The following is a 22,262-nucleotide window of genomic DNA, read 5'->3' as shown; positions in this document are numbered from 1 at the left end:
CCAGGCGGGGGAAGTAAGCTGACCAGGCGGGGGCGCGAGGCTGACCATATGGGGGTGCTATCCTGACTTCCTGGAGGAGATGGCATGTCAGCTTGCTTGTGAAACCCCGCAGATCACGTCGGATGATGAGTTATAACTTTGTATTATAGCGATAATATCTCGTTCGTGTCCTGCATCTGGAGTTCGGAAGGCCGATTTGACCTGACCTTTTGGGGGTCGTCCGTATCTAGCCTGACCTGACTTGACGCCAGAGGTCAGGTCAGGCATTTCTCCGCCGAGATGGACAATTCCCCCTCCCCTCCCCCCGTAGATGAGCAGGTCGTCGCCACGAATCTTGCGATGCGCGTGGCTGCGGCACTGGCCAACCGCGATAATGACCAGTTTGCAAAGCCTGGCAAGCTCGTCGAGGTCAGGTTCATCAAGGGGCAGTCGCTCAGTCTGACTGCCTCGCGGCTGCTAGCGCTCATGATCCTTACTGCGGGCGGGGATGCCTGGCGCGACATCACGCACAGGATGCGCAAGGCGGATATCCGACGGGGACATAAGGGCAATGAGCGAATTGCCGACATGCTCGAAGAGTTGCACCGGACACTTTTCGCGGAGGATGACACCTCATGGCGTGGACGCAAGGCCACGCGGCGCTTCCCGTTGATACAGATGTCGCGCGAGGAAGTGGATGAGGAAGGTCATGAGGCCGGGTGGATCGAATGGGAATTCACGCCGGATGCGCGGCGTCTGATCCAGGAATCGGAAACATATGCGGTTCTTAACCGACAGGCCGTTCTCGGATTCCGCTCGACCTACGCGCTTCGCCTGTATGAAATGGGTGCTCTTCGCATTCACAGGCGGCAGTCGAGCTGGAAAGGAGATGTAACGGCGCTAAGAGCGGCGCTGGGCATCGATCCGGACGTTTATAAGGATTTCGCGCAACTTCGTCGCAAGGTGCTGCAAACAGCCAAGACGGAGATCGATCAGCTTGCTCATTTCACGGTCGACTGGAAAGAAGTCCGCAAGGGCAGGGCGGTTGCCGAAATCGAACTGCGTTTCCAGGCCAAGGAAGCGCCCGAGCAGATCAATACCGTCGATGAGCTCGAAAGACATTCGACCGGGCGCCGGGCTCGCCGGGAGGGGAGTGTTGAAACGATTGTTTCAGCCCATGCATCATTGGAAGAGAAATCGCACCCATCGACAAGACTGACGCCATCGAAGGAACCGGTGGTAGCCGATCCACTGGCAGGCTTCCCGACAGGCAGCCTTCAATACGCATCTTCTCCGGTCTTTCGGGACATTGCACGCCTGCATGGCGGGGGGTGGGATATTGACCTGATCGCTGCGTCCTATCGAGAGTTTATGGGCGACAGGCTTGTTAATCTGAGCGGCAACAAGCTGAAGCAGTCCTGGCAAGGTTTCTGCGAGAGTTACGTGTCGCGTCGGGGTCGACCTTGAAGAAATTGCACCGGTGCAATTTTCGGTTTGAAGCATATTCGCCCCCAATCGGTCAGGATGGTTGACCGTCTGATCCATCTCTGACGATGCCTGACCCTCAAACCTTCAAATTGATGCCTCTTTTGCCAGATATTTTGAAGGGAGGGGCACCGCGCCGATAATTGTGAATCGGTTGCCCTGTTGTGTCGGATATGGCTCCATGCGGAACGTGGACTACGCTCAGACACATGGATTTCAGGGTGATGGGCGGCGTCTGGGGGACTAAATTGCACCGGTGCAATTTAACGCCTCGCCCCCAATCGGTCAGGATGGCATTCCAACGTTTCATCAAATCTGTTCCCCGTATCATCTTGCGAAATTCGGCCTGCTATTGACAGAAAATCGCAAGCTGGGGCATGTCCGTCCCGAATTCAAAAAAGGGACCAATCCATGGCGAGCCAACCGGCTGAGGAAATTGATTCGAGCTTCGCCGCCGTTTCAGATCTGGCAGCGCGCTCGAATTCGGTGCTGGAGCGGCTGAGGGATAATGCGCTGGCTGCGCGATCGAGTGAACGGCGCGAACCGACCTTCACCATCGGCCGGGCGGCGGAGCTGATCGGCCGGACTACCCAGGCCATTCGGGAAGCTGAGAAAGATGGACGGTTGCCGGAACCGCCAAGAACGGAAACGGGCAGGCGCGTCGGCTATACTCTCGCGCAACTCAACGACATGCGCGGCCTGTTCGGAACAAGGCCCTGGCGGACGCCGGATGATCCGTGCGCCGTGGTTGCCGTGCAGAACTTCAAGGGGGGCGTTGGCAAGTCCACCGTTTCCGTCCATCTGGCTCAATATCTCGCGATCCAGGGCTATCGCGTCGCACTGATTGACTGCGACAGTCAGGGCTCGGCGACGACGCTTTTCGGTTATGTGCCTGACCTCGATCTGACTGAGGACGACACTCTCTATCCATTCCTCCGCCACGATGACATCCAGTCTCTGGACTATGCGCTGCGGAAAACCCATTTCGACCAGCTCGAACTCATTCCCTCGAACCTTCGCTTGTTCCAATCGGAATATGAGCTTGCCGGCCGCATGGCACGTGGTCAATCAACGCTGCTCAACCGGCTGGCGGAAGGGATCAATTCGATCGCTGATCGTTTTGATGTGATCGTCATCGATCCGCCGCCAGCTCTCGGCGCGATCTCCCTTTCAGTCCTTCGCGCCGCCAATTCGCTCGTCGTGCCAGTTCCGCCCACCGTCATGGACTTTTCCTCAACAGCGGCATTTCTCAGCATGCTGGAGGAGACGATGGCGCAACTCCACGAAATGGGTTTCTCGACTGGCCTCAACTTCCTTCGCTTCGTTGCTTCGAAGGTTGATGAAGGCAAGTCCATGCAGAAAGAGCTGCTCAAACTCATGCGCTCGCTTTATGGCCACAGCATGGTGCGCACGCCCCTGAAGGACTCTGCTGAGATCGACAACGCGACGGCTCGTTTGATGAGCGTGTATGAACTTGACGGACCGCTCACGAGCCGGGCCGTGCGGGAGCGTTGCCTGACCTATCTGGACGGCGTCAATGCGGAGATCGAAATCGACATCCGTTCGACATGGCCGAGCCACGCAGCGCGCCTACGGCAGGAAGGGTATGCGTGAAAATTGCACCGGTGCAATTTCCGGGGAATAACGTTCAAAAATGGCGGAAAACCGCCAAAAAGGATGAACTGATGAGCGGCAAGAACAAGAGCTTTGCTGAGGGGTTGACAGCCGGGTTGCTGCCTGTGGTGGGTGAAACGCCGCGCCCGCGCAATCAGATGAACTCGATCTTGTCCGGGCGTTCGAACCGCATTGCCGAACTGGCATCCGGTGCGATTGTCCAGCGCACGCATGAACTGGTCGACCCTGCCCGCTGCCGCATGTGGGCAGGGCATAATCGCGATTATGCCCTGCTCGGCGAGGAACGGTGCGGGGATCTCATCGAAAGTTTCAAATCGCAGGGCCGACAGGAGGTGCCTGCCATCGTCCGTCGAATCCGCGGTGACGATAATCATGACTTCGAGGTGATATGCGGAGCGCGCCGGCACTGGACGGTCACCTGGCTGCGTGCGCATAATTACCCTGACTTCCGATTTCTCGTCGAACCGCGTGAACTGACGGATGAGGAGGCATTCCGGCTCGCCGATCTCGAAAACCGCGCTCGCGAGGATATCACGGATCTTGAACGGGCCCGCGATTACCTCAGCGCGCTCGAAGGCTATTATGAGGGCCATCAGGCGCGGATGGCGGAACGGCTGAATGTTTCTGCAAGCTGGCTGAGCCGGTATCTGGATCTGGCTCGCCTGCCTTCGGATCTCATGGCGGCATTCCCGGATGCTCACGCGTTGAAGATCAAGCATGTCACGATGTTGAAGCCGCTGCTGAAACCGGAAGACCGCAAAGCTCGGGTTTTTGCGCGAGCCGGGGAGATACGGAGCGAGTGGAGCGCGAACAGCATAACACCGTCGGTGCCTGATATCATTCGATCTCTGGCTGTGGCGGCAGATCCCCCCAGGAAGTCAGGTTCCCCCAAGAAGTCAGGAATGGCGGAAACGATCACGGGAAGCGATGAAAAGCCTCTGCTCAAAATCGACAAAAGAACAACCAAGGCCGTCACGCTGACACTTTTGCCCAAGGGTGGCGGGAGCCGCGAAGAAGCTGAGGCGGCTGTCATCGCTCTTGTCAGGGAGCTTTGGAGTTGATTTAAACTCCAGCGTAGATGTCCTTCGCACGTTTGGAAGTGCCCCAATCTTAATGCGGAGAATGAAGTTGTCGATTCTTCCCGCAGGTCAGGGGAGGGGCGTCACCCGATAGTGCGGGAAGCCCGTCCGAGGAAAGCGCAGGACGGGAACAAAACATGAAATACCTCAAAAATCCGCTCAGAAGCCCGTAGGACGCTTTCAATAGTCGCCCGCGCTTCTGCCCCTCGCCCAGGGCGTTTTGCTGCTCAGAGGGGCGCTGGAAAGAGCGTGTTTTCTGCTTCTTGCTCCCAGAAATCGGGCTCGAACGGATCGCGGCTGGGTCGACCCACGACAGGGGAGGGCGCGCTGACCGGAATCATATATCTGCGATAGCTCGCCTGACCGGTGCGTTCGAGCAACAATCCTTCGCCAACCGCAATGGTCAGCAGCTTGATCGCCCCCGCCGAGGTCAGTCCCAAGCGCTCGGCAACATGGGAGCTCGTGACAAACGGCCGCGCCATGGCGAACAGGAGGAGGTCCTTGAGCCGGCCCGGGCGCCTCCGCGCGGCGAGATGGGTAGAGGCTCGCTGCGCATAGCTGCGCAACCGCACCTCCCATTCGCAATGGGCCTGGGCACCTGCGCGAATGGCGTCGAGCCAGATCCGGTCGAGATTCGCTCCACGTGCGACCTTCCAGAGGCCGCCTACGTGGCGGAGGCCAAGCGCGATCAGTCCGCCCTGCGAACCGGACCAGCGCCCGGGTCCCCAGCGATCGCCGATCAACAGGCTTGCGACCAGGTCGCCGCGGCCGAGCGGAGCGTGCTGCCGCCACAGCGCCGCAATGCGTGCCGAATGGAGGAGGGGAGGGGAGGGCGGCAGGGCTCGGCACGCCTGGCACCAGCGGTCGATCGCTGCGATCCTGTCCCCGATGTCGCGGTCCGTCCACCGGTCGGTCCCAAGCCAGGCAAGCAGCGCGTTGGGATCGCCGCGCAGCGTGTCGAGCGGGACGGACACGCCGATCGCCGCTTTCCAATGGGTGAGATCATAAGCGGACGTCACCACTCGGCCGCGCCCATCGATCGACACCGCGTCCTCGGGCAGTTCCAGGGAGTCCGCTGCGGCCAGCGCCTGTCGTTCGGCCAGCGCCATGCGCGCTTTCCATGGCTGGCGGACAGGACTGAGGCGCAACCGCTCCTCGACGCGGACTAGGGCGGCCTGCGTTTCGGCATAGGTGAGGATTTGGTCCTGAAGGGGAGGGGAGGGAGCCATCTATCCTTGCCGGAACGCCCGAAAAGGGACGTTTCCTATCCTCCTGTCAGCTATGGCTGAAATGCCCTTTCTATCTGGACTAGACTATCCATTATTAAACGGAAAGGGCTATTCAGAAAGTCTGCGATGATCATAATGTTCCGGCCCACATTGAGGGGGTCAGGCGACAGGCCGGGAAACAGCGCGGTCACTCTTCATGAGGACTTAATCCTTCCTGTGCTGGATCAGGAAGAAAAGACCGCCACTAATCAGACATGTGCGGGAGAAACCGCCTGGCATTCGCATGCGGCGACGCGAATTCTCATGCCCTGTATGCGATATCAGACGGTAGATGAATGACTCTGCCCGCTTGGAGATCAGACCCTATGCAGAGAAGCGATAGAATGGGAGAGTGCGTCATGGGTTCAGCCGAGGCTATCGATCCTGGCGTTGTCGCCTTCTTGCGCGCAGGCACGCGTGGCATGTTGATCAACGGCGAGTGGTCCAGCGCGTCATCGGGCAAGAGTTTCCCGGTCGGTAATCCCAGCAGCGAGGAAGTGCTTGCCCATGTGGCGGAGGGGGATTCGACCGACATCGATGCCGCGGTCGCAGCAGCCCGCCGTGCCGCCGACGATGGCCGCTGGTCTGATCTGCCGCCTTCGGCGCGCTCGCGGATGCTGAACCGCTGCGCCGACCTGATCGAACGCGACAGCGAGATGCTCGCGCAGCTTGAGACGTTGAACAACGGCATGACGATTCACGTCACCCGCGGCCTCGTCCAATATGCGATAGACCTTTTTCGCTATTATGCGGGCTGGCCCACCAAGATTCATGGCGCGACCAATCCCGGCGACCCGGCCGTGCTCAACTACACGCTTCGCGAACCGCTTGGCGTTGTTGGCGCAATCCTGCCATGGAACGGGTCGATCGGCGCTTCGGCGATGAAAATCGCACCCGCTTTGGCCTGTGGCAACTGCGTCGTCGTGAAGCCGGCCGAGCAGGCGCCGCTGACCGTGTTGCGTCTGGGCGAACTGCTGCTGGAGGCGGGCCTTCCCGATGGAGTGGTCAATATCGTGACCGGATTCGGCCCGGCCGCCGGCGAGGCGCTGACCCGCCATCCTGACGTCGACGCGATTGCCTTCACCGGATCGACGAATACCGGCAAGAAGATCCTTGCTGCCTCCACCGACACGTTGAAGCGAACCATTCTCGAACTCGGCGGCAAAACCCCAAATATCATCTTCCCCGATTGTGATATCGAGACGGCGGTTCAAGCGGCGCTATTGGGTTTTACCTATATGAACGGACAAGGCTGCGCTTTGGGCACGCGCATCTTCGTTCAACGCGACATCCATGACCAGTTCGTTGCTGCGCTTGGCCAGGCAGTCCGCGCCATGAAGGTGGGCAATCCGCTCGATCCGGCAACGGCCGTCGGACCCCTTGGCTTCCGAGCGCAATTCGACCGCGTCACCGATTATCTTGCCATCGGGCGAAGGGATGGAGCGACAGTGGCCTTTGAGGCGGCGCGGCCATCGGGCAAGGGCTTCTACGTGCCGCCGACCGTGTTCACCGGCGTGACGAACGACATGCGGATCGCGCGAGAGGAGATTTTCGGCCCGGTGGCGGCGGTGATCCCGTTCACGGACGAAGAGGATGCGGTCTTTCAGGGGAATGACAGCCTTTACGGCCTGGCTGCCGCTGTTTGGACCCGCGATCTCGGTCGCGCCCATCGAATGGCGCGCGCTCTGAAGGCGGGGACCATCTGGGTCAACACCATGGCCTGGCTCGATGTTTCCTGCCCGTTCGGCGGATATAAGCAGTCTGGTCTGGGCGTAGAACTTGGCCCCAACTCGATCGATGCCTATATGCAGACAAAAGCGGTCTTCGTGAAGCTTTGAGGCAGATGAGATCGATGGCGGACTGCTGCGCACCATAGCCGGATGCCGAAGAGGCGTGGCGCGGTCCTGTCTTCGTCCCTCTGCGATCTTCCCGAACGGCCGGGTTCGTCACTCATCACGGTCTGGATCGAACTATTTCAAGGCCTTGATGCAGTTATCTTTTCTGCGGTTCGGCCAGACCGCAAACGGCCGCTGCCATCGCCCGTGCCGCCGGTCATGCTTGCAACCCGCCGCATCATGACGAAAAACTATGGGCAATGGAAGAGGATGGAAAATGCACGATCTTAAAGAGCTGGTCGCACGGGTTGAGGAGCAGGAGCGGACGATCCGTACGCTGGCTGACCGCCAGGCGATTCTGGATTGCAGCCTTCGCTTCTGTCGCGGAATCAACCGGCTGGATCGCGCGCTGCTGCGTTCGGCGTTCCACGAAGATGCGATCGATGATCATGGCTTCTTTCTCGGCGGGGTCGAGGAATTCCTTGCCTGGATCGAGTCGCTCTATGCGAAATTGCGCGTGACCCAGCATTTCGTGACCAACCAGACGGTCGAGCTGGATGGCGACGTCGCTCATGCGGAGCAATATTGGTTCGTCGCCAATGTCCCCGGCGATGGCAACCAGACGATCCTGCGCGGCGGCCGCTATGTCGATCGTTACGAGCGGCGCGGGGAAAAGTGGGCGCTTGCCGAGCGCGCGTGCCTGATCGAATGGAACATGGCCAACGAAACCCTTGCATTCGACGAAGCGTCGGCGGCGCAGCTTGCCGAAGTCGGCACGATCGCGCGTGACCGTTCCGATCTTTCCTACCAGCGTCCGTTGCGCGTTCGTCGCCCCGGCCCCGCTGCCTGACCCTCCTGCTGACACGAGAGAACATGCCTCTTCGCCATATCCTCACCCCGATCCAGATCGGGCGCGTCGAAATCCCCAACCGGGTGGTGCGCACCGCTCATGGCACGGACATCGGCAACTTCCACGTCGATGAAAACCTGATCGCCTATCATGCCGCGAGGGCCAAGGGCGGCGTGGGGCTTTCGATCCTGGAAACGCTGTCGGCGCACCCGCAATCGAGCCCGGGTCATCTGGACAAGCGGGACCCGGACCTTATTCCGGGTTATCGCCGGCTGATGAAGGCGGTCGATCCTTATGGCATGCGGGTTCTGCAACAGATCTGGCATGGCGGCCACAATGCCCATACGCATGATGGAAGCCCGCCCTGGTCCTCCTCGGACCGTCCCGGCGTGTGGGACGGCATCGGCGCGATCCCCATGACCCAGTCGATGATCGACACGGTTGTCGAGGGCTTTGCCGACATCGCGGGCATCGTGGAAGAGGGAGGGCTCACGGGGGTCGAGGTGCATGGCGCCCACGGCTATCTGTTGCAGCAATTCCTGTCGCCGCTGCACAACAAGCGAACCGATGATTATGGCGGTTCGCTGGAAAACCGCATGCGTCTGATCCTGGAGGTGATGCGGGCGGTGCGTGGCCGGGTGTCGCGCGACTTCATCGTTGGCATCCGCCTCAGCCCTGAAATGATGAAGGGCGGAACGACCGTCGAAGACTGCATCGCCGTGCTGGAACGCCTGCAGGACGAAGATCTCATCGACTATGTCAGCCTGTCGATGGGCAATTACTACATGATGCACAAGATCATCGGCGCGATGCATGAACCGGTGGGATATGAGCTGCCGCAAAGCTCGATCATTGGCGCCAACGCGAAGGTGCCCCGGATTGTCAGCGGTCGCTTCCGCACCCTGGAGGAGGCCGATCAGGTCATTTCGCGCGGCGAAGCCGATCTGGTCGGCATGACGCGCGCACACATCGCGGACCCCGACATTGTCCGCAAGACACGCGAGGGGCGGCCGGATGAAGTGCGGCCTTGCATCGCCTGCAACCAGGGGTGTCTGGGGGGTAAAGCCGAGATCGGCCATCTTGGCTGCACCATCAACGTCGCCGTGGGCGAGGAACTGACTCTGGCCGAGGATCTGATTCAGCGGGCGGAAACGCCGCTCCGCGTGCTGGTCGTCGGCGGTGGTCCGGCGGGACTCGAGGCGGCGCGCGTCGCGGCATTGGGCGGGCATTCCGTCGTGCTCGCCGAAGCGGGGCCCGATCTGGGCGGCGCCATGGTCGTGGCGCGGCTGTGCCCCAGACGCCAGACGATCGGCGACGTCATCGACTGGCTGACCAGCGAGGTTTATCGCCTCGGGGTGGAAGTGCGCCTCAGCACTTATATGGACGCTGACGACATAGCGGCCGAGGGCGCTGACAAGGTGATTCTGGCCACGGGATCGCTGCCGCGGCTGGACGGTTTCCAGCTCTATGCGCCCGATGACGTTCCATCGGGCCTCAATCAGCCCCACGTCGTCACCAGCTGGGACGTCCTGACTCGCGCCGTCCGGATTCCGGAGGGAGGCGACGCCGTGGTGTTCGACTCGATAGGCCATTATGAGGCGATCGGTGTCGCTGAATATCTGATCGACCAGGGATGCAGGGTGACGTTCGTGACCGGCCATCACGCGATCGCCCCAAAGATGGAAGTCAGCTTCACGATCGATCCGGCGTTGGAACGGCTCGCCAAAACAGGCCGCTTCCGCCTGCTCACGCGCAGCCGCCTCGTCGCGATTCAGCCGGACAAGGTTGAGGTGGCGCCGATCTACGCCCCTCAACAGGTAGAGGAAATCGCTGCCGGCTTGGTCGTGCTGGTCACTCAGAACCAGTCGAACAGGGAATTGCACGAGGAACTTCAATCCCGTGGCATCACCGCGCCCCTTGTTGGCGACGCGCTCAGCCCCCGCTTTCTGCGCATCGCCATACGCGAGGGGCATCTCGCGGCTCGCGGACTGTAGCGACCGCGTTCCCCGGCGACAGAGGGGGTCGCGCCGCCCCTTCTGCCGCCTTGGGGAGCTACCGAGGAATCAGTGCATTGCGCCGGCCTCCACGGCGCGATCGGGGCGCGGGGCCAACCAGATGATGGTAGCCGCCACGGCGAAGGTGATGGCCGAAAGCAGGAAGACATGATCGATCGACAGCGCATAGCTTTCCTGCACCACCGTCTGCTCGATGACCGCGCGTATCTGTTCGAGCGAGAAGCCGCTGTTCGTCAGGGTTTGACTGGTTGCGTCACTGTTCAGTTTCGAGACGATCTCGCTCCTCGCGACCACGGCGCCATCCGCGAACATGGTGGTTGAGATCGATGTTCCCACCGCGCCCGCCATGGTTCGCAGGAAGCTCATGATCCCTGCGGCCGAGGCCGTTTCCTCCGGCTTGACCGCGCCCAGCCCGATCGTGGTCAGCGGCACGATGAAGAAGGGCAGGCCGACGCCCTGCAATAATTGGGGCAGGGAAAGCGTCCAGAAATCCGCATTGCTGGCCCATTGGACGCGCAGCAGGGATGTGATCCCCATCCACAATATGCCGAAGAAGACGAGCGCGCGCGGATCGAACCTTGTGGACAGGCTGACGACCAGAGGCGACACCAGCACCGCACCGACCCCGGAAAAGGCCGTGACATAGCCAGCATAGGTGGCCGTATAACCCAAATTCTGCTGGAGCCATTGCGGGATCAGCACCGCTGCCACGAAGAACACGGCGAAGGCGAAGGACAGGCTGGTCACCGACACGGTGAAGCCCCGGTGCCGGAAGACGCGGAGATCGACGATAGGTTGTTTCGCCGTCACCTCCCACGCCACGAACAGCGCCAGGCCGATGGCGGCGATGACGGCCAATGTGACGATCATGCCGTCGTTGAACCAGTCATGCTCCCGGCCCAGGTCGAGCATCAGCTGAAACGCGCCGACCCAGAGGATCAGCAGCATCAGGCCCACCTTGTCCACGCTCAACCGTTCGATCCGCGTCTCGGCGGACTTGAGCAGCCTCAGCGCGCCATAGGCGCAGACCGCGGCCACGGGCACGTTGATGAAGAAGATCCAGTTCCACGACCAGCCGTCGCTGATCGTACCGCCCAATATCGGTCCGATGATGGGGGCAACGACGGTGGTGGTGGCCCACAGGCTCATGGCCTGACCATGTTGCCGCTTGGGAAAGACGCGCAGCATCAGCGTCTGGCTGAGCGGCATGAGCGGGCCGCCGCACAGGCCCTGGCCGATCCGGCAGACGACCAGCATGGCCAGGCTGTTGGACAGGCCGCACAGGAACGAGAAGAGGCCGAAACCGATCATCCCCCAGGTGAAGGTCCGGACCGCCCCGAAGCGTCCCGTCAGCCAGCCGGTCAACGGCACGCAGATCGCTTCGGCAACGGCATAGGAAGTGATGACCCAAGTTCCCTGGGTCGAGGAAATGCCAAGCGCACCGGCGATGTGCGTGACCGACACATTGGCGATGGTAGTGTCCAGCACCACCATGAAGTTGGTGAGCGCCAGCACCATCCCGGCAAGCAGCAGGGCAGGGCCGGTGAGCGGCTTGATGTCGTCGGTCATGGCGGCTTTACCCCACGCTGGACGTGTCGACCGTGGCGGTCATGGACAGACCGACGCGCAAGGGGTGTGCCGCCAGCTCGCCGGGTTCGAGGGCGATGCGAACGGGCAGGCGCTGCACCACCTTGATCCAGTTGCCGGTCGCGTTCTGCGCCGGGATCAGGGCGAAGGCGGAGCCGGTGCCGCCCGAAAAGCCAATGACCCGGCCATGATATGCAGCACTGCCGCCATAGAGGTCGGAGGTCAGCGTGACCCGCTGTCCCGGCCGCACCTTCGCCAGCTGGCTTTCCTTGAAATTGGCGTCGACATAAAGGCTTTGGACCGGAACGATGCGCATGACCGTCGCGCCCGGCGCGACCCGCTGGCCGACCTGCACGGCGCGGCTGGCGATCACCCCGTCGACGGGCGCGCGGATGACGGTCCGTTCCAGGTCGAGCCGGGCCTGCCGCACCCTTGCCGCGGCCGCCAGCACGTCGGGCGCTGTGTCGGCGGTGGCGCCCCGGATGAGCGCATCGTTGGCCGCGAGATTGCCGGCAGCGGCGCCCTGTTGGGACGTCGCCTGAACCACCGCCGCGCGCGCCTGTTCGACCGAGGCACGGGCGCTGGCCAGCGAATTGGTCGCTATGGTCAGTTCGTCGCCCGATACCGCGCCATTGGCGACCAGTTTCTGCCGCCGGTCATAATCGACCCGGGCCTTGTCGAAGGCGGCCTGCGCGGCGGCGAGCTGGGCGCGGGTGCTCGCGATATCGGCATTGCGCGCGCGCATCTGGGCCGTCAGCGCGTCGCTCGTGGCGAAGGCCTGGCCATATTGACGCCGCGCCTTGGCAAGATCGGCCTCCGCCGTGGCCAGCGTGATCCGCGCGTCGCTGTCGTCGAGGCGGACGATGATCTCCCCGCGCCTGACCGGCTGGGTATCGGACTTGAGCACTTCGGTCACCTGTCCCGCCACCATCGGCGTGACCTGTGCGGTGTCGGCGCCGACATAGGCATTGTCGGTTTCGACGTGATGGCTGCCGATGAAAGCGTACCAGCCGCCATAGCCGGCCGCCGCCAGCAGGACGGTGGCGGCGATCCCGGTCAGCAGTTTCGTGCGGAGTCCGTTCTGGGCCGGTGGCTGCGCGGTGTCATCCGCCGGGGCGATGTCCAGCTGTTCTGCCTTGTCGTGGAAACGATCTTTGAAATCGGCTTCAGCCATGGGTTTCTTCCTTGCTGGGGGTGTTGGCGGACGCGGCGGTGGGGGCGGAAAAGCCGCCGCCCAATGCCCGGACGAGGGCGACGTCGAGGGTGAAGGCGCGCGCCTTGAGATCGGCGACGGCGCGTTCGGCCTGGAGCACGCTTTCCTGGGCGGAGAGCACGTCGAGATAACGGGACAGGCCGCCTTCATAACGTTGCCTTGCGATCGACCAGGCGGCTTGGGAATCGCGCAGCGACTGGCTGGATTGGGCCAGCCTGATGTCCAGGGCGCGCCGGCTCGCCACCGCATCGGCCACGGCCTGATAGGCGTCCGTCACGGTGCGGTCGTAATTGGCCACGGCCTCCGTATAGCTGGCACGGGCACTGCGATATTGGCCGCGCAGCTCGCCACCGTGGAAGAGCGGCAGGCTGATTGCCGGGCCGGCATTGCCCACGGTCGATCCGCTCTTGAACAGATTGTCGAGGCCCAGCGACTGGACGCCGAACGCCGCGCTGAGATTGACCGAAGGGTAGAAGGAGACGCGCGCGACCTTGATCCGGCTGGCCGCCGCCTCCACCCTGACCCGGGCGGCGACGATGTCGGGGCGGCGGCCGATCAGGTCGGTGGTGGCATCGGCCGGAATCCCTCGCGTGGCCAAGGACACGGTCGGCGGGCCGATCTCCAGCCCCCGGTCCGGCCCCTTGCCCAGCAGGGCGGCCAGGCGATTGCGGGTGAGGGCGATCTGCTCGTCGGTCGCGGCCAGGTCCGCGCGGGCGGATGGGACCGCGGATTGCGCCTGTTTCAATTCCGCCTGCGTGTCGAGGCCCGTCGCCACGCGGTCTGCGGTCAGCCGGGTGGTCTGCTCGCGGACATCAAGCGCGCGTTCCTGAACCGCGCGCGCTGCGAACAGCTTCGCCAGATCGGCATAGGCATCGGCAATATTGGTGGAAAGGGTCAGGATCGTTTGCTCGCAATCCAGCTGCGCTGCCTCGACGTCCGAGCGGGCGGCGGCATAGGCCGCCTTGTTCTTGCCCCACAGGTCGAGGTCGAAGCCAAGGCTGGCCTTCAGGCTGCCGGTGTCGTTCCAGCCTTGCGGCACGAAAGCGGGAGGAATGCCTTCATTATAGCTCTGCTTCGAAACCGGAGCGCTGGCGGTGGCGTCGAGCGTGGGCAAGTGCGCGGCATTGGCCTGTTCGGCATAGGCGGCGGCCTTGCCGACGCGGGCGATCGCTGCGGAAAGGTTTGGCGAACCGGCAAGAGCCTCATCGATCAGGGTGTTGAGTTGCGGGTCGCCATAATCCTTCCACCAATCGAATCCGGGCCATGCGCCCGGCGCGTCGGACGACAGGCTCCTGTCGGCGGCGAAAGAGGAGGGAGGGGCCATTTGCGGCGCTGGACCAAGATCGGGCACCGCCGCGCAACCGCCCAGAGCGAGCAGGACAGCGGCCATCGCTGTTGTGGGGACGATATGTTTCCGGGGCATCTGAAGAATCATCTTGAGCCTCATAACTAAACTGTACAGTTCACTATGAGACGGGACTTGTCTCGTCAAGCGAAAAGTGTACATGTTGGTTCAGATAAGAGTGCGGAGAAGATGGATGCGAGTGAGGACGGCCGACCGGCGCGCGGCGATCATCGAAACGGCGATGGAGGTGTTTCGCGAAGTCGGTTACGAGCGGGCAAGCATGGCGGCGATCTCGGCCCGGGTCGGGGGATCGAAGGCGACGCTTTACGGATATTTCAAATCGAAAGAGGAACTGTTCGCCGCAGCCATGATATCGGTCATGGAAGGGCAGGCGCAGGATGCGATCGCTCTGCTCGATGCGGCCAATCCGGATGTCGTGCAGGTTCTGACCGATTTCGGCCTGGCCTATCTGGCGCTGCTCACATCCTCCGAAACGGTGTCGCTGGTGCGGATAGCCGTCGCGGAAGGGGCCAATTCAGACCTGGGCGCGCGGCTCTATGCCCTGGGGCCGGAGCGTAGCTGGAAGGATATTGCGAGCTATCTCGCGCAATTGCAGGATCGAAAATTCATCCGGCAGGCCGATCCGCATGTCGCTGCGGCACATCTCAAGGGCCTGCTCGAAGCGGGGACGATCGAGCCGCTGCTGTTCGGCGCGGACGCCTGGTTTCGTCCGATCGATGCGGTCACGCGCGCTGTCCAGGTCTTCCTGATGGCCTATGGTCTGCACGGCCATTGACGCGCGCGTCATGAAACCGGATTGGAGTGGCTGCGTCCGATGCTGGGGCATCTTCCATGTCACGATGCCAGCGATTGTCCGGGTTTTCATTTCACGGCAGAAGTGGAAAAGCTGATCTGCCGATGATCATGGCCGGCCTTTCCCCCAACTAGGACGGTGTCGTGGACCGCCGCTTTTTCATTTTCCATAAACCTCAAAACCCTATGGCGCGAAACTGCACCGATGGCGGGGGCGTTTCCATTTGCGACGCAGCAAGGCGTAGGACGCGGTTCGGGGAGAGGCGGAGAAGCATGTATGAAATTATGTCGCAGCCAGGGGAAGGGCTGGTTCGGGTCGCGTTCACAGGATTTCCCGAGGAGGTCGGGACCGATCCGCTCAGGCGCGACCTTGCCGATCATATCCGCTTGGCCAAAGCAGGCGGCGCCTCCTTCGATCTGCTGCTTGATTTGCGCCGCGCCTCGATATTGCCGCAGTCGCAGATTGGCGGCGCGACGGGCATCCTGGACGAGCTTGCCAGCCAGGGACTGCGGCGTGTCGCCGTTCTGGTCGGGAGCATGTTGATGAAGTTGCAGGTCCGCCGGATCATGGCCGCCTCGACCGCCGAAATCTTCGGTGACGAAGAAGAGGCGCTTATCTGGCTGGCGTCTCAGTCTCGTATTTGAGCGGTTGATGATTGACTGGCCTGCTGCCGGTTTGGCGGACACCGAGATAGGCTCAATTAGGCTACACCAGCTTCGCGTTCGAAATCCATGGGGCTGAGATAGCCGAGCGTCGAGTGGCGTCGGGTTGGGTTGCAGAAGCATTCGCCATAGTCGAACATATCGGCCTTCGCCTGGGCTCTCGTCCGGCAGACCTTCTTCCCGATCCGCTGGGGCGCGGTTCCAGGAAGGGAATGACTCTTGTCATCGCCCGGAAAACATGGGCATGGATGGCTATCACCGCGTAATGAAAGCCATGCTGGTCGACGTCGCGAATGATTTCGAACTCGATAGGCACCTCATGGATCAGCGTCGCACCTCGGACAAGTGGCGCACGCGCCGTGCCCGTTCCCCTGATAAGGGGAAGGAGGTGGCGCCCAAGTCCGCGGGACTTGCGGCATCGACAGTTTTGCCACCGCTTGACGGACAAGGTTCGGCTGAAGAATGCCAGCCCCGAAAAGCCGAACCTCCTGTTGAGGTGGTGGACATCGCGGAAATTCCGGGCGGGGGCTTGCTGCATCTTCTCAAATGCGGCGAGGATTTTTCCATCCAGTTTGGCAGCGATGAACTCATGGGGAGCCGCAATCATGTCTCCGAACAGGCGTTGGCGACGCTGACCTGCCAGCGTCTGGCACGCAACGACGGACATGTGCTCGTCGGTGGGCTGGGCATGGGATTTACGTTAGGCGCCGTGCTTGCGAGCTGGGCGCCGACATCCTCGGTAGTTGTTGCTGAACTGGTGCCCCGCATCGTGACCTGGGCGCAAGGACATCTGGCGCATCTTTTTGGCACCAACTTGTCCGATCCTCGCGTTTCGCTCCAGCTTGCTGACGTGCATGACGTCATTTCGGAGAAGGCCAACCGTTTCGATGCCATTCTTTTGGATGTCGACAACGGTCCCGATGGCTTCATGACGCCGGCCAATGACCGCCTTTACTGCGATTGGGGACTGCGCTCCGCTTATGCGGCCCTGCGCCCCAAAGGGGTGTTGGCAATATGGTCGGCCTATTCCGATCCGGAATTTGTTGAGAGGCTTGAGAAGGCTGGCTTTGCCGTTGAGGAAACCAAGCTGCCTGCATCCGCTGACTGTGCCGATGATTGGCACAGTATATGGCTCGCTTCCAAACCGGGTGCGGAGGTCGCTGCTGCTTTCTGATCCTGGCCGATTTCCTGTTGCCATTGACTAAGCCGGGAACCTAGCCCATCTTAGGAGCGCTATCGTCGCCTGCGACGGAATTTTGCGCCTGCGGGCGCGCTTTCCTTTCTCTCGCTACCAGCTCCGCCTGTGGTTTTGCAGGCGGGTAATCTGTTTTCGTGAAGGGAAACACTTATGCCTATCGGCACCGTCAAATTTTTCAATGCAGACAAAGGCTATGGCTTCATCGCTCCTGAAGATGGCGGCGACGACAGCTTCGTGCATATCAGCGCGGTTGAACGCGCAGGCATGGTGACGCTGCACAAGGATCAGCGACTGAGCTACGAGATCGAAACCGATCGTCGTGGCAAGCAGTCTGCGGTGAATCTGGAAGCCGTCTGAATCAAGCATTTTCAAGATCAGCCGAGAGGGGATGGATGGATGGCATATTGGCCTTTGACCGTCCCTCCATCGCTTGGAGCGGGCATTCACCCATAAAGAGCGGCACCGATCGGACATCGTGTTTCGATCGGATCTCTTGGCGATCTGCAAATCCCTTAGAGCATCGTGCGCAAAAGTGGGAACCGGTTTTGCGCCTGAAACGATGCGAAACAAAAAAACCGGAGCGCGCGTCCTGCGTCTGATTTAACGCAGCGCGCCCCAATGGCGCGCACTTCGTGCGCCAGGAATATCATGCACATCAAAAATCTCGGAAATTTTATCACAAAGCTCATACAATCCCTGCCCTACCTGAAGTCGTTGCCACGGACCGCAGTGCTGTCTCGGCAAGATTTACGGAAGATCGTCGCTGAAATGGTCGGCTGAGATTGAGCCACGATTTCCCGGAAGCGTTCCATCTGTGAATAGCCGTTTTCAGGAAGGATTTCGGCATTTCCCGCCTGTTGGTCCGGCAGGCCAAACGCCAGGGACGCGTATCTCGCGCTGCCTTTCTGACACTGTGACAGGCGCAGCGTCGTCCTGCCCGCCCTCTCCTCCAGGCGCTTGTTCGCATTGCCCTTGGACGATTCTTTCCCGATAAGGCCATATGACAGATTCATTACAGGGTGCCACGGCCGCGCTGGACCGAATTCAGCAGAATTTTCTGGCTAATGCCGAGCGGAAGCTCCTCACCTGGTTGTGTGGTCGAATGCCAGCATGGGTGACGCCGGATTTGCTGACCCTATGGGGTGTGATCGGCGCGCTCATGACCTTCACGGGATATGTGGCGAGTAATTTGGGCTCCGCATGGCTTCTCCTCGCGATTGCGGGCTATGTCGTGCAATGGTTCGGTGACTCGATGGACGGCAGCCTGGCGCGCTATCGCCATATAGAGCGGCCCTCCTATGGCTATTTCATTGATCATAGCTGCGACGGACTGGTGGTGCTGCTGATCCTGGCGGGAATGGGATTGAGTCCGTTCGTGACGATGGACGTCGCCATGGTCGCGCTTGCCGGCTATTTGCTGCTGTCGATCCATGCCTATCTCTCTGCCCGCGTGCTTGGAGAATTCAAGCTTTCCTATCTTTCCGCCGGGCCGACCGAGCTTCGGCTGATGTTGATCGCCTTGACCGTCATGATGATGGAACTCGGTTTCGGGCCGGGCCTGTTCGGGACATGGTCGGGCTTCGATATTTTCGTGGGAACAGTAGGCGCCATCCTCATCATTCTGTTTATAGCGCAGACGCTTGTGACCGGACGGCGCCTGGCCCGGCAGGAGGAAAGCCGTCGATAAGGGCCTTCGTCTCGGCGGGCAGGGCCTCGGCGCCTGAATCAGGATTGAACGGCGCCCGGGCCTCGCTTGCTGGCAAGGGCGGGTAGGGGAGCGGCGGAATCGATGGATGTCGGTGCCTCGCCTATGGCGGGGATCGTGATCCGTGGTGGCGTGCCCCAGTCCGCGGTCATGGAAAGCTTGAGGGCTTCCACGGCGGCGCCTCCGATGCGCTGTTCCAGCTCGCGGACGATACCGGTGATGATATGGCCGCACAGTTCCGCGCGCTCCGAAAAGGCTGCGCTGAACATCACGATCTGCGCCTTGCCGTGATTGGGATCGGGCCGCGTCACGATCCAGCCCCGTTCCGCGAAGGCCTTGAGGATCTGGCTGATCGCCTGGCGGCTGACGCCCAGGTTCCGGGCGATGTCCGCCGGGCGTTGCCGGCCAGCGGCGATGTTGACGATGACGAACGACTCCACGCGCGTAGTACGGGCGTAGCCCGCTGCTTCCAGGCTGTTCTGGAAGGCCTCGTCGAACCAATTCACCGCGTTCATCAGGCCGACAAAAATGCTCTCGTCGGCCGCCTGTCCTTCTTTCATCTTTTCTTTCCCGCAAAGGCGTTGAATTGCTGGTTCCACAAAGGCTGACCCGCGGTTGATCGCGGCACTGATTTCATGCGCTTCTGGTCCAGTCTATAGGACAAATCGCACCGCCCGGCTGCTTGTCGCCGGGCAAGTCCGCAACCCACCTTGCGGCAGACACACGTATGCCGTTGCACTCCGATGACCGTTTCGACGCGAGCCAGCGAACAGGCGCCTCCATGATCTCGGGACCATGATCGGGCCGGATCACCGTGCCGTCATCCAACAGGATTGGCGCCGGCTTCACGAAGGCGCCAGGCCCCAGGATATTGGCGGTCACGCCGGTTCCTTCAATTTGGGTCGCCAGCACGGCGGTCTGCGCATCCAGTGCGGCCTTGGCGGACCCGTATGGCCAGAAGCGCAGCATCGTATCCACGCTGGTGGAAATGTTGATGATGCGCCCCCAACCGGCTTCGAGCATGCCCGGCACGAAGGCTGAAATGAAGGCGTGCGGAGCCACGCAGTCTATCTCAAGAAAATTCCGATAGAAATCGACGCCAAGTGTCCATTGCTTCGGCTCCCCATCGGTCAGGAAGTTGGGCCAGAAGGTTTCCGGGGTGACGGCCGCGTTGTTCACGAGGATGTCGACGCGGCCGAAGCGGTCCAAGGCAGCCTGCACGAGCCGCTGGCGATCCTCATCCTTCGAAATGTCCCCCTCCAGCGCGAGTATCCTGTCGGCCGCGCCGCTTTCCTCAACGAACTGCGGCAGGAAAGAGCCGTACATTGCGGTCGCGACCACATGTGCGCCATCGCGCAGCAAGCCCGTTGCCATGGCCTTGCCCAGGTTGCGGTCCGCGCCCGTAACAAATGCAACTTTTCCCTCCAGACTAGAGGATGTCATTGGCTAAGCCTTTCTCAATGATTGGATCGGCGGGTCCCTGTCCCGCCATGCTCAATAGTCCAGGATCACGGCCGGAGCCTGGCCGGGATTTTCGTCGAGCAGGCGATATGCCTCGGCCGCTCGCTCAAAGGGCAGGCGCTGCGATATCAAATTGGCCGGATCAATCCCCTGCACGATGTCGAGAGCGGTTTCGAACCTGCGCGCGTCCGTCCATCGTGCCAGCTCATCGCCGCCGACGCTGCCCACGAACACGCTCTTGATGGTGAGGGCGCGCAGGTGGAATTCGGGAGAGAGCGAGAGGTTGACGGGGCGGGTCCCGTACCAGGCCGGCACGACCACGCTTCCGCGCTCGCCGGTATGGGTGATCGCGGTCTGGAGGGCAGGCGGCGCGCCGCTGGTTTCGATGAAGGTATCGACCCCGCGACCTTGGCTCAGCTCTGCGACAACCGCCGCAACTTCCGACGGGTCGACAACCGCGTCAGCGCCAATCCACGCCGACCGCGCGCGCCGCTCGGCTGCCGGGTCGATGAGGATGAGCTTTCCCGCGCTCTTCCGCACAAGATGTGCCGTCAGACTGCCGATGATGCCAAGGCCGGACAAGGCAACCACCTCGCCCACGCGGATCGGAGCCTCATGGACCGTCCGCAGAGCGACGGTGCACATGTTCATGAAGCCGGCGCGCACTGTGTCGATGTCGCTGGGCAGCTTCACGCCGAAGACGGCCGGCATGGTGAAGACGTCCTGATGGGGATGCGCGGCAAAGACGAGGTCGCCGGGTTCGAACCCGGACCCTTCGCCTGCGGCTTCCACCCTGCCCACGACCTGATAGCCGAACTTGATCGGGAAGGGCAGCGTCCCGGCCATGGTCGGGAGTGGAACGGAAGGCAGATTTCCTTCGCCGCGATAGACATTCATTTCGCTGCCCGGGCTCACCATCGAATGGATGGCGCGGACGCGGATTTCGCCGGCGCCAGGCGCCTTCGCCTCCTCGTCCCGTAGCGCCGCGTGCCTGGGTCCCTCGAACCAGAGGGCGCGCGCATTCAAACTGTTCGACATGGCGGTAACATTTCCTCTCTCTTCGGCGCGCACCGGGCGGGCCTTATTTCAATTGTCCTGCCGGATGATGTGCTGCGCGATCTTCTCGGCAGCCATCATGGTCGCAAGATTGGGACCCGCCGACATGACGGTCGGAAAGATCGACGCGTCCGCGATCCGAAGGCCTTCGACGCCGATCACCCTGCCGCGATTATCGACCACGGCTTCGGGGTCCTCCGTCGAACCCAGTCGGCAGGTGCCGACCGGATGCGCCGTGAGCGTCATCGCGCGGACAAGACTTGCAAGCCCGCCGTCGTCCGAGGGAAGCTGCGCCACCGGAGTGGTCATGCGCCGCAGGACAGCGGATGCCAACAGGTCGGAGATGCCAAGGCCAATGCCGCCAAGTCTGCTCAGCCTGCGTCCCTCGGGCGTATCGCTCAGATAGGTAAATACCGTCGGCGTGTAATTCATCAGGAATGCGGCGTTGATCAGCGGCTTCAACCGTTGCGACCCCATCAGCGACAGGCCGAAACGGATAGCCTCCACCATCCTGTCCAGGTCGCGACTGTCCTGGAAAAGATTGAAACGGATATGGGGGCGGCCCGTCGGATCCTCGTTCGCCACGACATCCCCTCGCGAAAAGGGCTTGTTGAGGATGAACATGAAATCCGCGATCTGCCTTCCCAACGGATCGTCGACATGGGGGGAGGTCACCCGCTCCCACAGGTTCAGGATCATGTCGGTCGGCGGGCAGTCTGGAACCTTGGAGGAATAGCGCGCTACGACGACACACGGCGGTTCGCTCGTGTTTCTGGGCCGTCCCTTGCTGCGGACATGGGCGTTGAGGCTCGCCATCGGATGATAACTGAGGTTGCGCCCGACGCCGCGACGGTCGGCGATGGCGGGCACGTTCAGGTTGCGCAGCACTTCCCCGGGTCCGATGCCCGAACGTTGCAGCAAGGCGGGTGAATGGATGGCACCGCAAGCGAGGATGACCTCACTCGCACCGATCCTGTGCGAGCCCGACCCCGTCTGGACGGAGACGCCGGTGATCCGATTGCCGTCGAGCAGAAGCCTTTCCACCTCGACCCCGGTGAGGATCGTGAGATTCGGT

Annotated in this window: 20 protein-coding genes and 1 pseudogene; 11 read left to right on the top strand and 10 right to left on the bottom strand. The window is 61.8% G+C overall.

Annotated features, from left to right (window positions below; genetic code table 11):
- The first annotated feature begins 339 nt into the window (after window positions 1-339).
- From RUH75_RS19785 to RUH75_RS19775, 3 genes are all read left to right on the top strand, one after another.
- Complete coding sequence (locus tag RUH75_RS19785) at window positions 340-1,446, top strand: replication initiation protein (RefSeq protein ID WP_409592405.1); 1,107 nt, start codon at window positions 340-342, stop codon at window positions 1,444-1,446.
- 429 nt (window positions 1,447-1,875) lie between these two features.
- Complete coding sequence (locus tag RUH75_RS19780; protein ID WP_313808903.1) at window positions 1,876-3,078, top strand: AAA family ATPase; 1,203 nt, start codon at window positions 1,876-1,878, stop codon at window positions 3,076-3,078.
- A 71-nt stretch (window positions 3,079-3,149) separates the two neighbouring features.
- Complete coding sequence (locus RUH75_RS19775; RefSeq protein ID WP_313808905.1) at window positions 3,150-4,160, top strand: ParB/RepB/Spo0J family partition protein; 1,011 nt, start codon at window positions 3,150-3,152, stop codon at window positions 4,158-4,160.
- A 245-nt stretch (window positions 4,161-4,405) separates the two neighbouring features.
- Here the strand turns inward: RUH75_RS19775 and RUH75_RS19770 are convergent, their stop codons facing one another.
- Window positions 4,406-5,407, bottom strand: coding sequence for a hypothetical protein (locus RUH75_RS19770; RefSeq protein WP_313808902.1), 1,002 nt, complete (start codon window positions 5,405-5,407; stop codon window positions 4,406-4,408).
- 398 nt (window positions 5,408-5,805) lie between these two features.
- On the opposite strand from RUH75_RS19770, the gene RUH75_RS19765 reads away from it, so the two are divergent.
- The 3 genes from RUH75_RS19765 (at window position 5,806) to RUH75_RS19755 (ending at window position 10,125) form a co-directional block, all read left to right on the top strand.
- On the top strand, window positions 5,806-7,284 hold the full coding sequence (locus RUH75_RS19765; RefSeq protein ID WP_313808901.1) for an aldehyde dehydrogenase family protein: 1,479 nt from the start codon (window positions 5,806-5,808) through the stop codon (window positions 7,282-7,284).
- A 274-nt stretch (window positions 7,285-7,558) separates the two neighbouring features.
- Window positions 7,559-8,131, top strand: coding sequence for a nuclear transport factor 2 family protein (locus tag RUH75_RS19760; RefSeq protein ID WP_313808900.1), 573 nt, complete (start codon window positions 7,559-7,561; stop codon window positions 8,129-8,131).
- A gap of 23 nt (window positions 8,132-8,154) precedes the next feature.
- The gene (locus RUH75_RS19755; RefSeq protein WP_313808899.1) at window positions 8,155-10,125 is read left to right on the top strand and encodes an FAD-dependent oxidoreductase; all 1,971 of its coding nucleotides are present in this window, start codon (window positions 8,155-8,157) and stop codon (window positions 10,123-10,125) included.
- A 69-nt stretch (window positions 10,126-10,194) separates the two neighbouring features.
- On the opposite strand, the gene RUH75_RS19750 is transcribed toward RUH75_RS19755, so the two are convergent.
- The 3 genes from RUH75_RS19750 to RUH75_RS19740 are packed head-to-tail and all read right to left on the bottom strand — an operon-like array spanning window position 10,195 to window position 14,369.
- Window positions 10,195-11,715, bottom strand: a complete 1,521-nt coding sequence (locus RUH75_RS19750; RefSeq protein WP_313808898.1) for a DHA2 family efflux MFS transporter permease subunit — start codon at window positions 11,713-11,715, stop codon at window positions 10,195-10,197.
- 7 nt (window positions 11,716-11,722) lie between these two features.
- On the bottom strand, window positions 11,723-12,907 hold the full coding sequence (locus RUH75_RS19745; RefSeq protein WP_313808897.1) for an HlyD family efflux transporter periplasmic adaptor subunit: 1,185 nt from the start codon (window positions 12,905-12,907) through the stop codon (window positions 11,723-11,725).
- A complete protein-coding gene (locus RUH75_RS19740) occupies window positions 12,900-14,369 on the bottom strand; it encodes an efflux transporter outer membrane subunit (RefSeq protein ID WP_313808896.1) in 1,470 nt (489 codons plus the stop codon). Before RUH75_RS19740 ends, RUH75_RS19745 begins: the two co-directional genes overlap by 8 nt.
- 115 nt (window positions 14,370-14,484) lie before the next feature.
- Between RUH75_RS19740 and RUH75_RS19735 the strand changes: the two genes are divergently transcribed.
- Window positions 14,485-15,087, top strand: coding sequence for a TetR/AcrR family transcriptional regulator (locus RUH75_RS19735; RefSeq protein WP_313808895.1), 603 nt, complete (start codon window positions 14,485-14,487; stop codon window positions 15,085-15,087).
- A 290-nt stretch (window positions 15,088-15,377) separates the two neighbouring features.
- Window positions 15,378-15,749, top strand: coding sequence for a hypothetical protein (locus RUH75_RS19730; protein WP_313808894.1), 372 nt, complete (start codon window positions 15,378-15,380; stop codon window positions 15,747-15,749).
- A 56-nt stretch (window positions 15,750-15,805) separates the two neighbouring features.
- Here RUH75_RS19730 and RUH75_RS19725 read toward each other — a convergent pair.
- Window positions 15,806-15,958: pseudogene (locus tag RUH75_RS19725) on the bottom strand (IS3 family transposase); the annotation flags it as partial.
- Between the two features lie 47 nt (window positions 15,959-16,005).
- On the opposite strand from RUH75_RS19725, the gene RUH75_RS19720 reads away from it, so the two are divergent.
- On the top strand, window positions 16,006-16,941 hold the full coding sequence (locus RUH75_RS19720) for a spermidine synthase (protein ID WP_313808893.1): 936 nt from the start codon (window positions 16,006-16,008) through the stop codon (window positions 16,939-16,941).
- A gap of 174 nt (window positions 16,942-17,115) precedes the next feature.
- On the top strand, window positions 17,116-17,322 hold the full coding sequence (locus RUH75_RS19715; RefSeq protein ID WP_313808892.1) for a cold-shock protein: 207 nt from the start codon (window positions 17,116-17,118) through the stop codon (window positions 17,320-17,322).
- 344 nt (window positions 17,323-17,666) lie between these two features.
- Here the strand turns inward: RUH75_RS19715 and RUH75_RS19710 are convergent, their stop codons facing one another.
- Complete coding sequence (locus tag RUH75_RS19710; protein ID WP_313808891.1) at window positions 17,667-17,978, bottom strand: hypothetical protein; 312 nt, start codon at window positions 17,976-17,978, stop codon at window positions 17,667-17,669.
- Between RUH75_RS19710 and RUH75_RS19705 the strand changes: the two genes are divergently transcribed.
- A complete protein-coding gene (locus tag RUH75_RS19705; RefSeq protein ID WP_313808890.1) occupies window positions 17,966-18,652 on the top strand; it encodes a CDP-alcohol phosphatidyltransferase family protein in 687 nt (228 codons plus the stop codon). The genes RUH75_RS19710 and RUH75_RS19705 overlap by 13 nt on opposite strands.
- A 38-nt stretch (window positions 18,653-18,690) precedes the next feature.
- Here RUH75_RS19705 and RUH75_RS19700 read toward each other — a convergent pair whose 3' ends face one another.
- The 4 genes from RUH75_RS19700 to RUH75_RS19685 form a co-directional block, all read right to left on the bottom strand.
- Entirely contained in the window at window positions 18,691-19,230 is a 540-nt protein-coding gene (locus RUH75_RS19700) for a helix-turn-helix domain-containing protein (RefSeq protein WP_313808889.1), read from the bottom strand.
- 73 nt (window positions 19,231-19,303) lie between these two features.
- Entirely contained in the window at window positions 19,304-20,113 is an 810-nt protein-coding gene (locus RUH75_RS19695; RefSeq protein WP_313808888.1) for an SDR family oxidoreductase, read from the bottom strand.
- Between the two features lie 51 nt (window positions 20,114-20,164).
- On the bottom strand, window positions 20,165-21,169 hold the full coding sequence (locus RUH75_RS19690) for a zinc-binding alcohol dehydrogenase (RefSeq protein ID WP_313808887.1): 1,005 nt from the start codon (window positions 21,167-21,169) through the stop codon (window positions 20,165-20,167).
- Window positions 21,170-21,217: 48 nt separating this feature from the next.
- Window positions 21,218-22,262: GMC family oxidoreductase (locus RUH75_RS19685; RefSeq protein WP_313808886.1), on the bottom strand; the 1,045-nt coding region annotated here is incomplete at its 5' end.

The organism is Sphingobium sp. (assembly GCF_032153725.1).
Taxonomy (GTDB): Bacteria; Pseudomonadota; Alphaproteobacteria; order Sphingomonadales; family Sphingomonadaceae; genus Sphingobium.
Note: the sequence above shows the minus strand (reverse complement) of the source record. Positions and strands in the feature narration are given on the sequence as shown.

Excerpts from the sequence above, each read along its gene's own strand:
- RUH75_RS19755 (WP_313808899.1), top strand. The coding sequence starts at position 8,155 with ATGCCTCTTCGCCATATCCTCACCCCGATCCAGATCGGGCGCGTCGAA.
- RUH75_RS19780 (WP_313808903.1), top strand. The coding sequence starts at position 1,876 with ATGGCGAGCCAACCGGCTGAGGAAATTGATTCGAGCTTCGCCGCCGTT.
- RUH75_RS19730 (WP_313808894.1), top strand. The coding sequence starts at position 15,378 with ATGTATGAAATTATGTCGCAGCCAGGGGAAGGGCTGGTTCGGGTCGCG.
- RUH75_RS19760 (WP_313808900.1), top strand. The coding sequence starts at position 7,559 with ATGCACGATCTTAAAGAGCTGGTCGCACGGGTTGAGGAGCAGGAGCGG.
- RUH75_RS19690 (WP_313808887.1), bottom strand. The coding sequence starts at position 21,169 with ATGTCGAACAGTTTGAATGCGCGCGCCCTCTGGTTCGAGGGACCCAGG.
- RUH75_RS19695 (WP_313808888.1), bottom strand. The coding sequence starts at position 20,113 with ATGACATCCTCTAGTCTGGAGGGAAAAGTTGCATTTGTTACGGGCGCG.
- RUH75_RS19705 (WP_313808890.1), top strand. The coding sequence starts at position 17,966 with ATGACAGATTCATTACAGGGTGCCACGGCCGCGCTGGACCGAATTCAG.
- RUH75_RS19735 (WP_313808895.1), top strand. The coding sequence starts at position 14,485 with ATGCGAGTGAGGACGGCCGACCGGCGCGCGGCGATCATCGAAACGGCG.
- RUH75_RS19720 (WP_313808893.1), top strand. The coding sequence starts at position 16,006 with ATGGGCATGGATGGCTATCACCGCGTAATGAAAGCCATGCTGGTCGAC.
- RUH75_RS19785 (WP_409592405.1), top strand. The coding sequence starts at position 340 with ATGCGCGTGGCTGCGGCACTGGCCAACCGCGATAATGACCAGTTTGCA.
- RUH75_RS19765 (WP_313808901.1), top strand. The coding sequence starts at position 5,806 with ATGGGTTCAGCCGAGGCTATCGATCCTGGCGTTGTCGCCTTCTTGCGC.
- RUH75_RS19715 (WP_313808892.1), top strand. The coding sequence starts at position 17,116 with ATGCCTATCGGCACCGTCAAATTTTTCAATGCAGACAAAGGCTATGGC.
- RUH75_RS19775 (WP_313808905.1), top strand. The coding sequence starts at position 3,150 with ATGAGCGGCAAGAACAAGAGCTTTGCTGAGGGGTTGACAGCCGGGTTG.
- RUH75_RS19770 (WP_313808902.1), bottom strand. The coding sequence starts at position 5,407 with ATGGCTCCCTCCCCTCCCCTTCAGGACCAAATCCTCACCTATGCCGAA.
- RUH75_RS19740 (WP_313808896.1), bottom strand. The coding sequence starts at position 14,369 with ATGCCCCGGAAACATATCGTCCCCACAACAGCGATGGCCGCTGTCCTG.
- RUH75_RS19745 (WP_313808897.1), bottom strand. The coding sequence starts at position 12,907 with ATGGCTGAAGCCGATTTCAAAGATCGTTTCCACGACAAGGCAGAACAG.
- RUH75_RS19710 (WP_313808891.1), bottom strand. The coding sequence starts at position 17,978 with ATGAATCTGTCATATGGCCTTATCGGGAAAGAATCGTCCAAGGGCAAT.
- RUH75_RS19700 (WP_313808889.1), bottom strand. The coding sequence starts at position 19,230 with ATGAAAGAAGGACAGGCGGCCGACGAGAGCATTTTTGTCGGCCTGATG.
- RUH75_RS19750 (WP_313808898.1), bottom strand. The coding sequence starts at position 11,715 with ATGACCGACGACATCAAGCCGCTCACCGGCCCTGCCCTGCTGCTTGCC.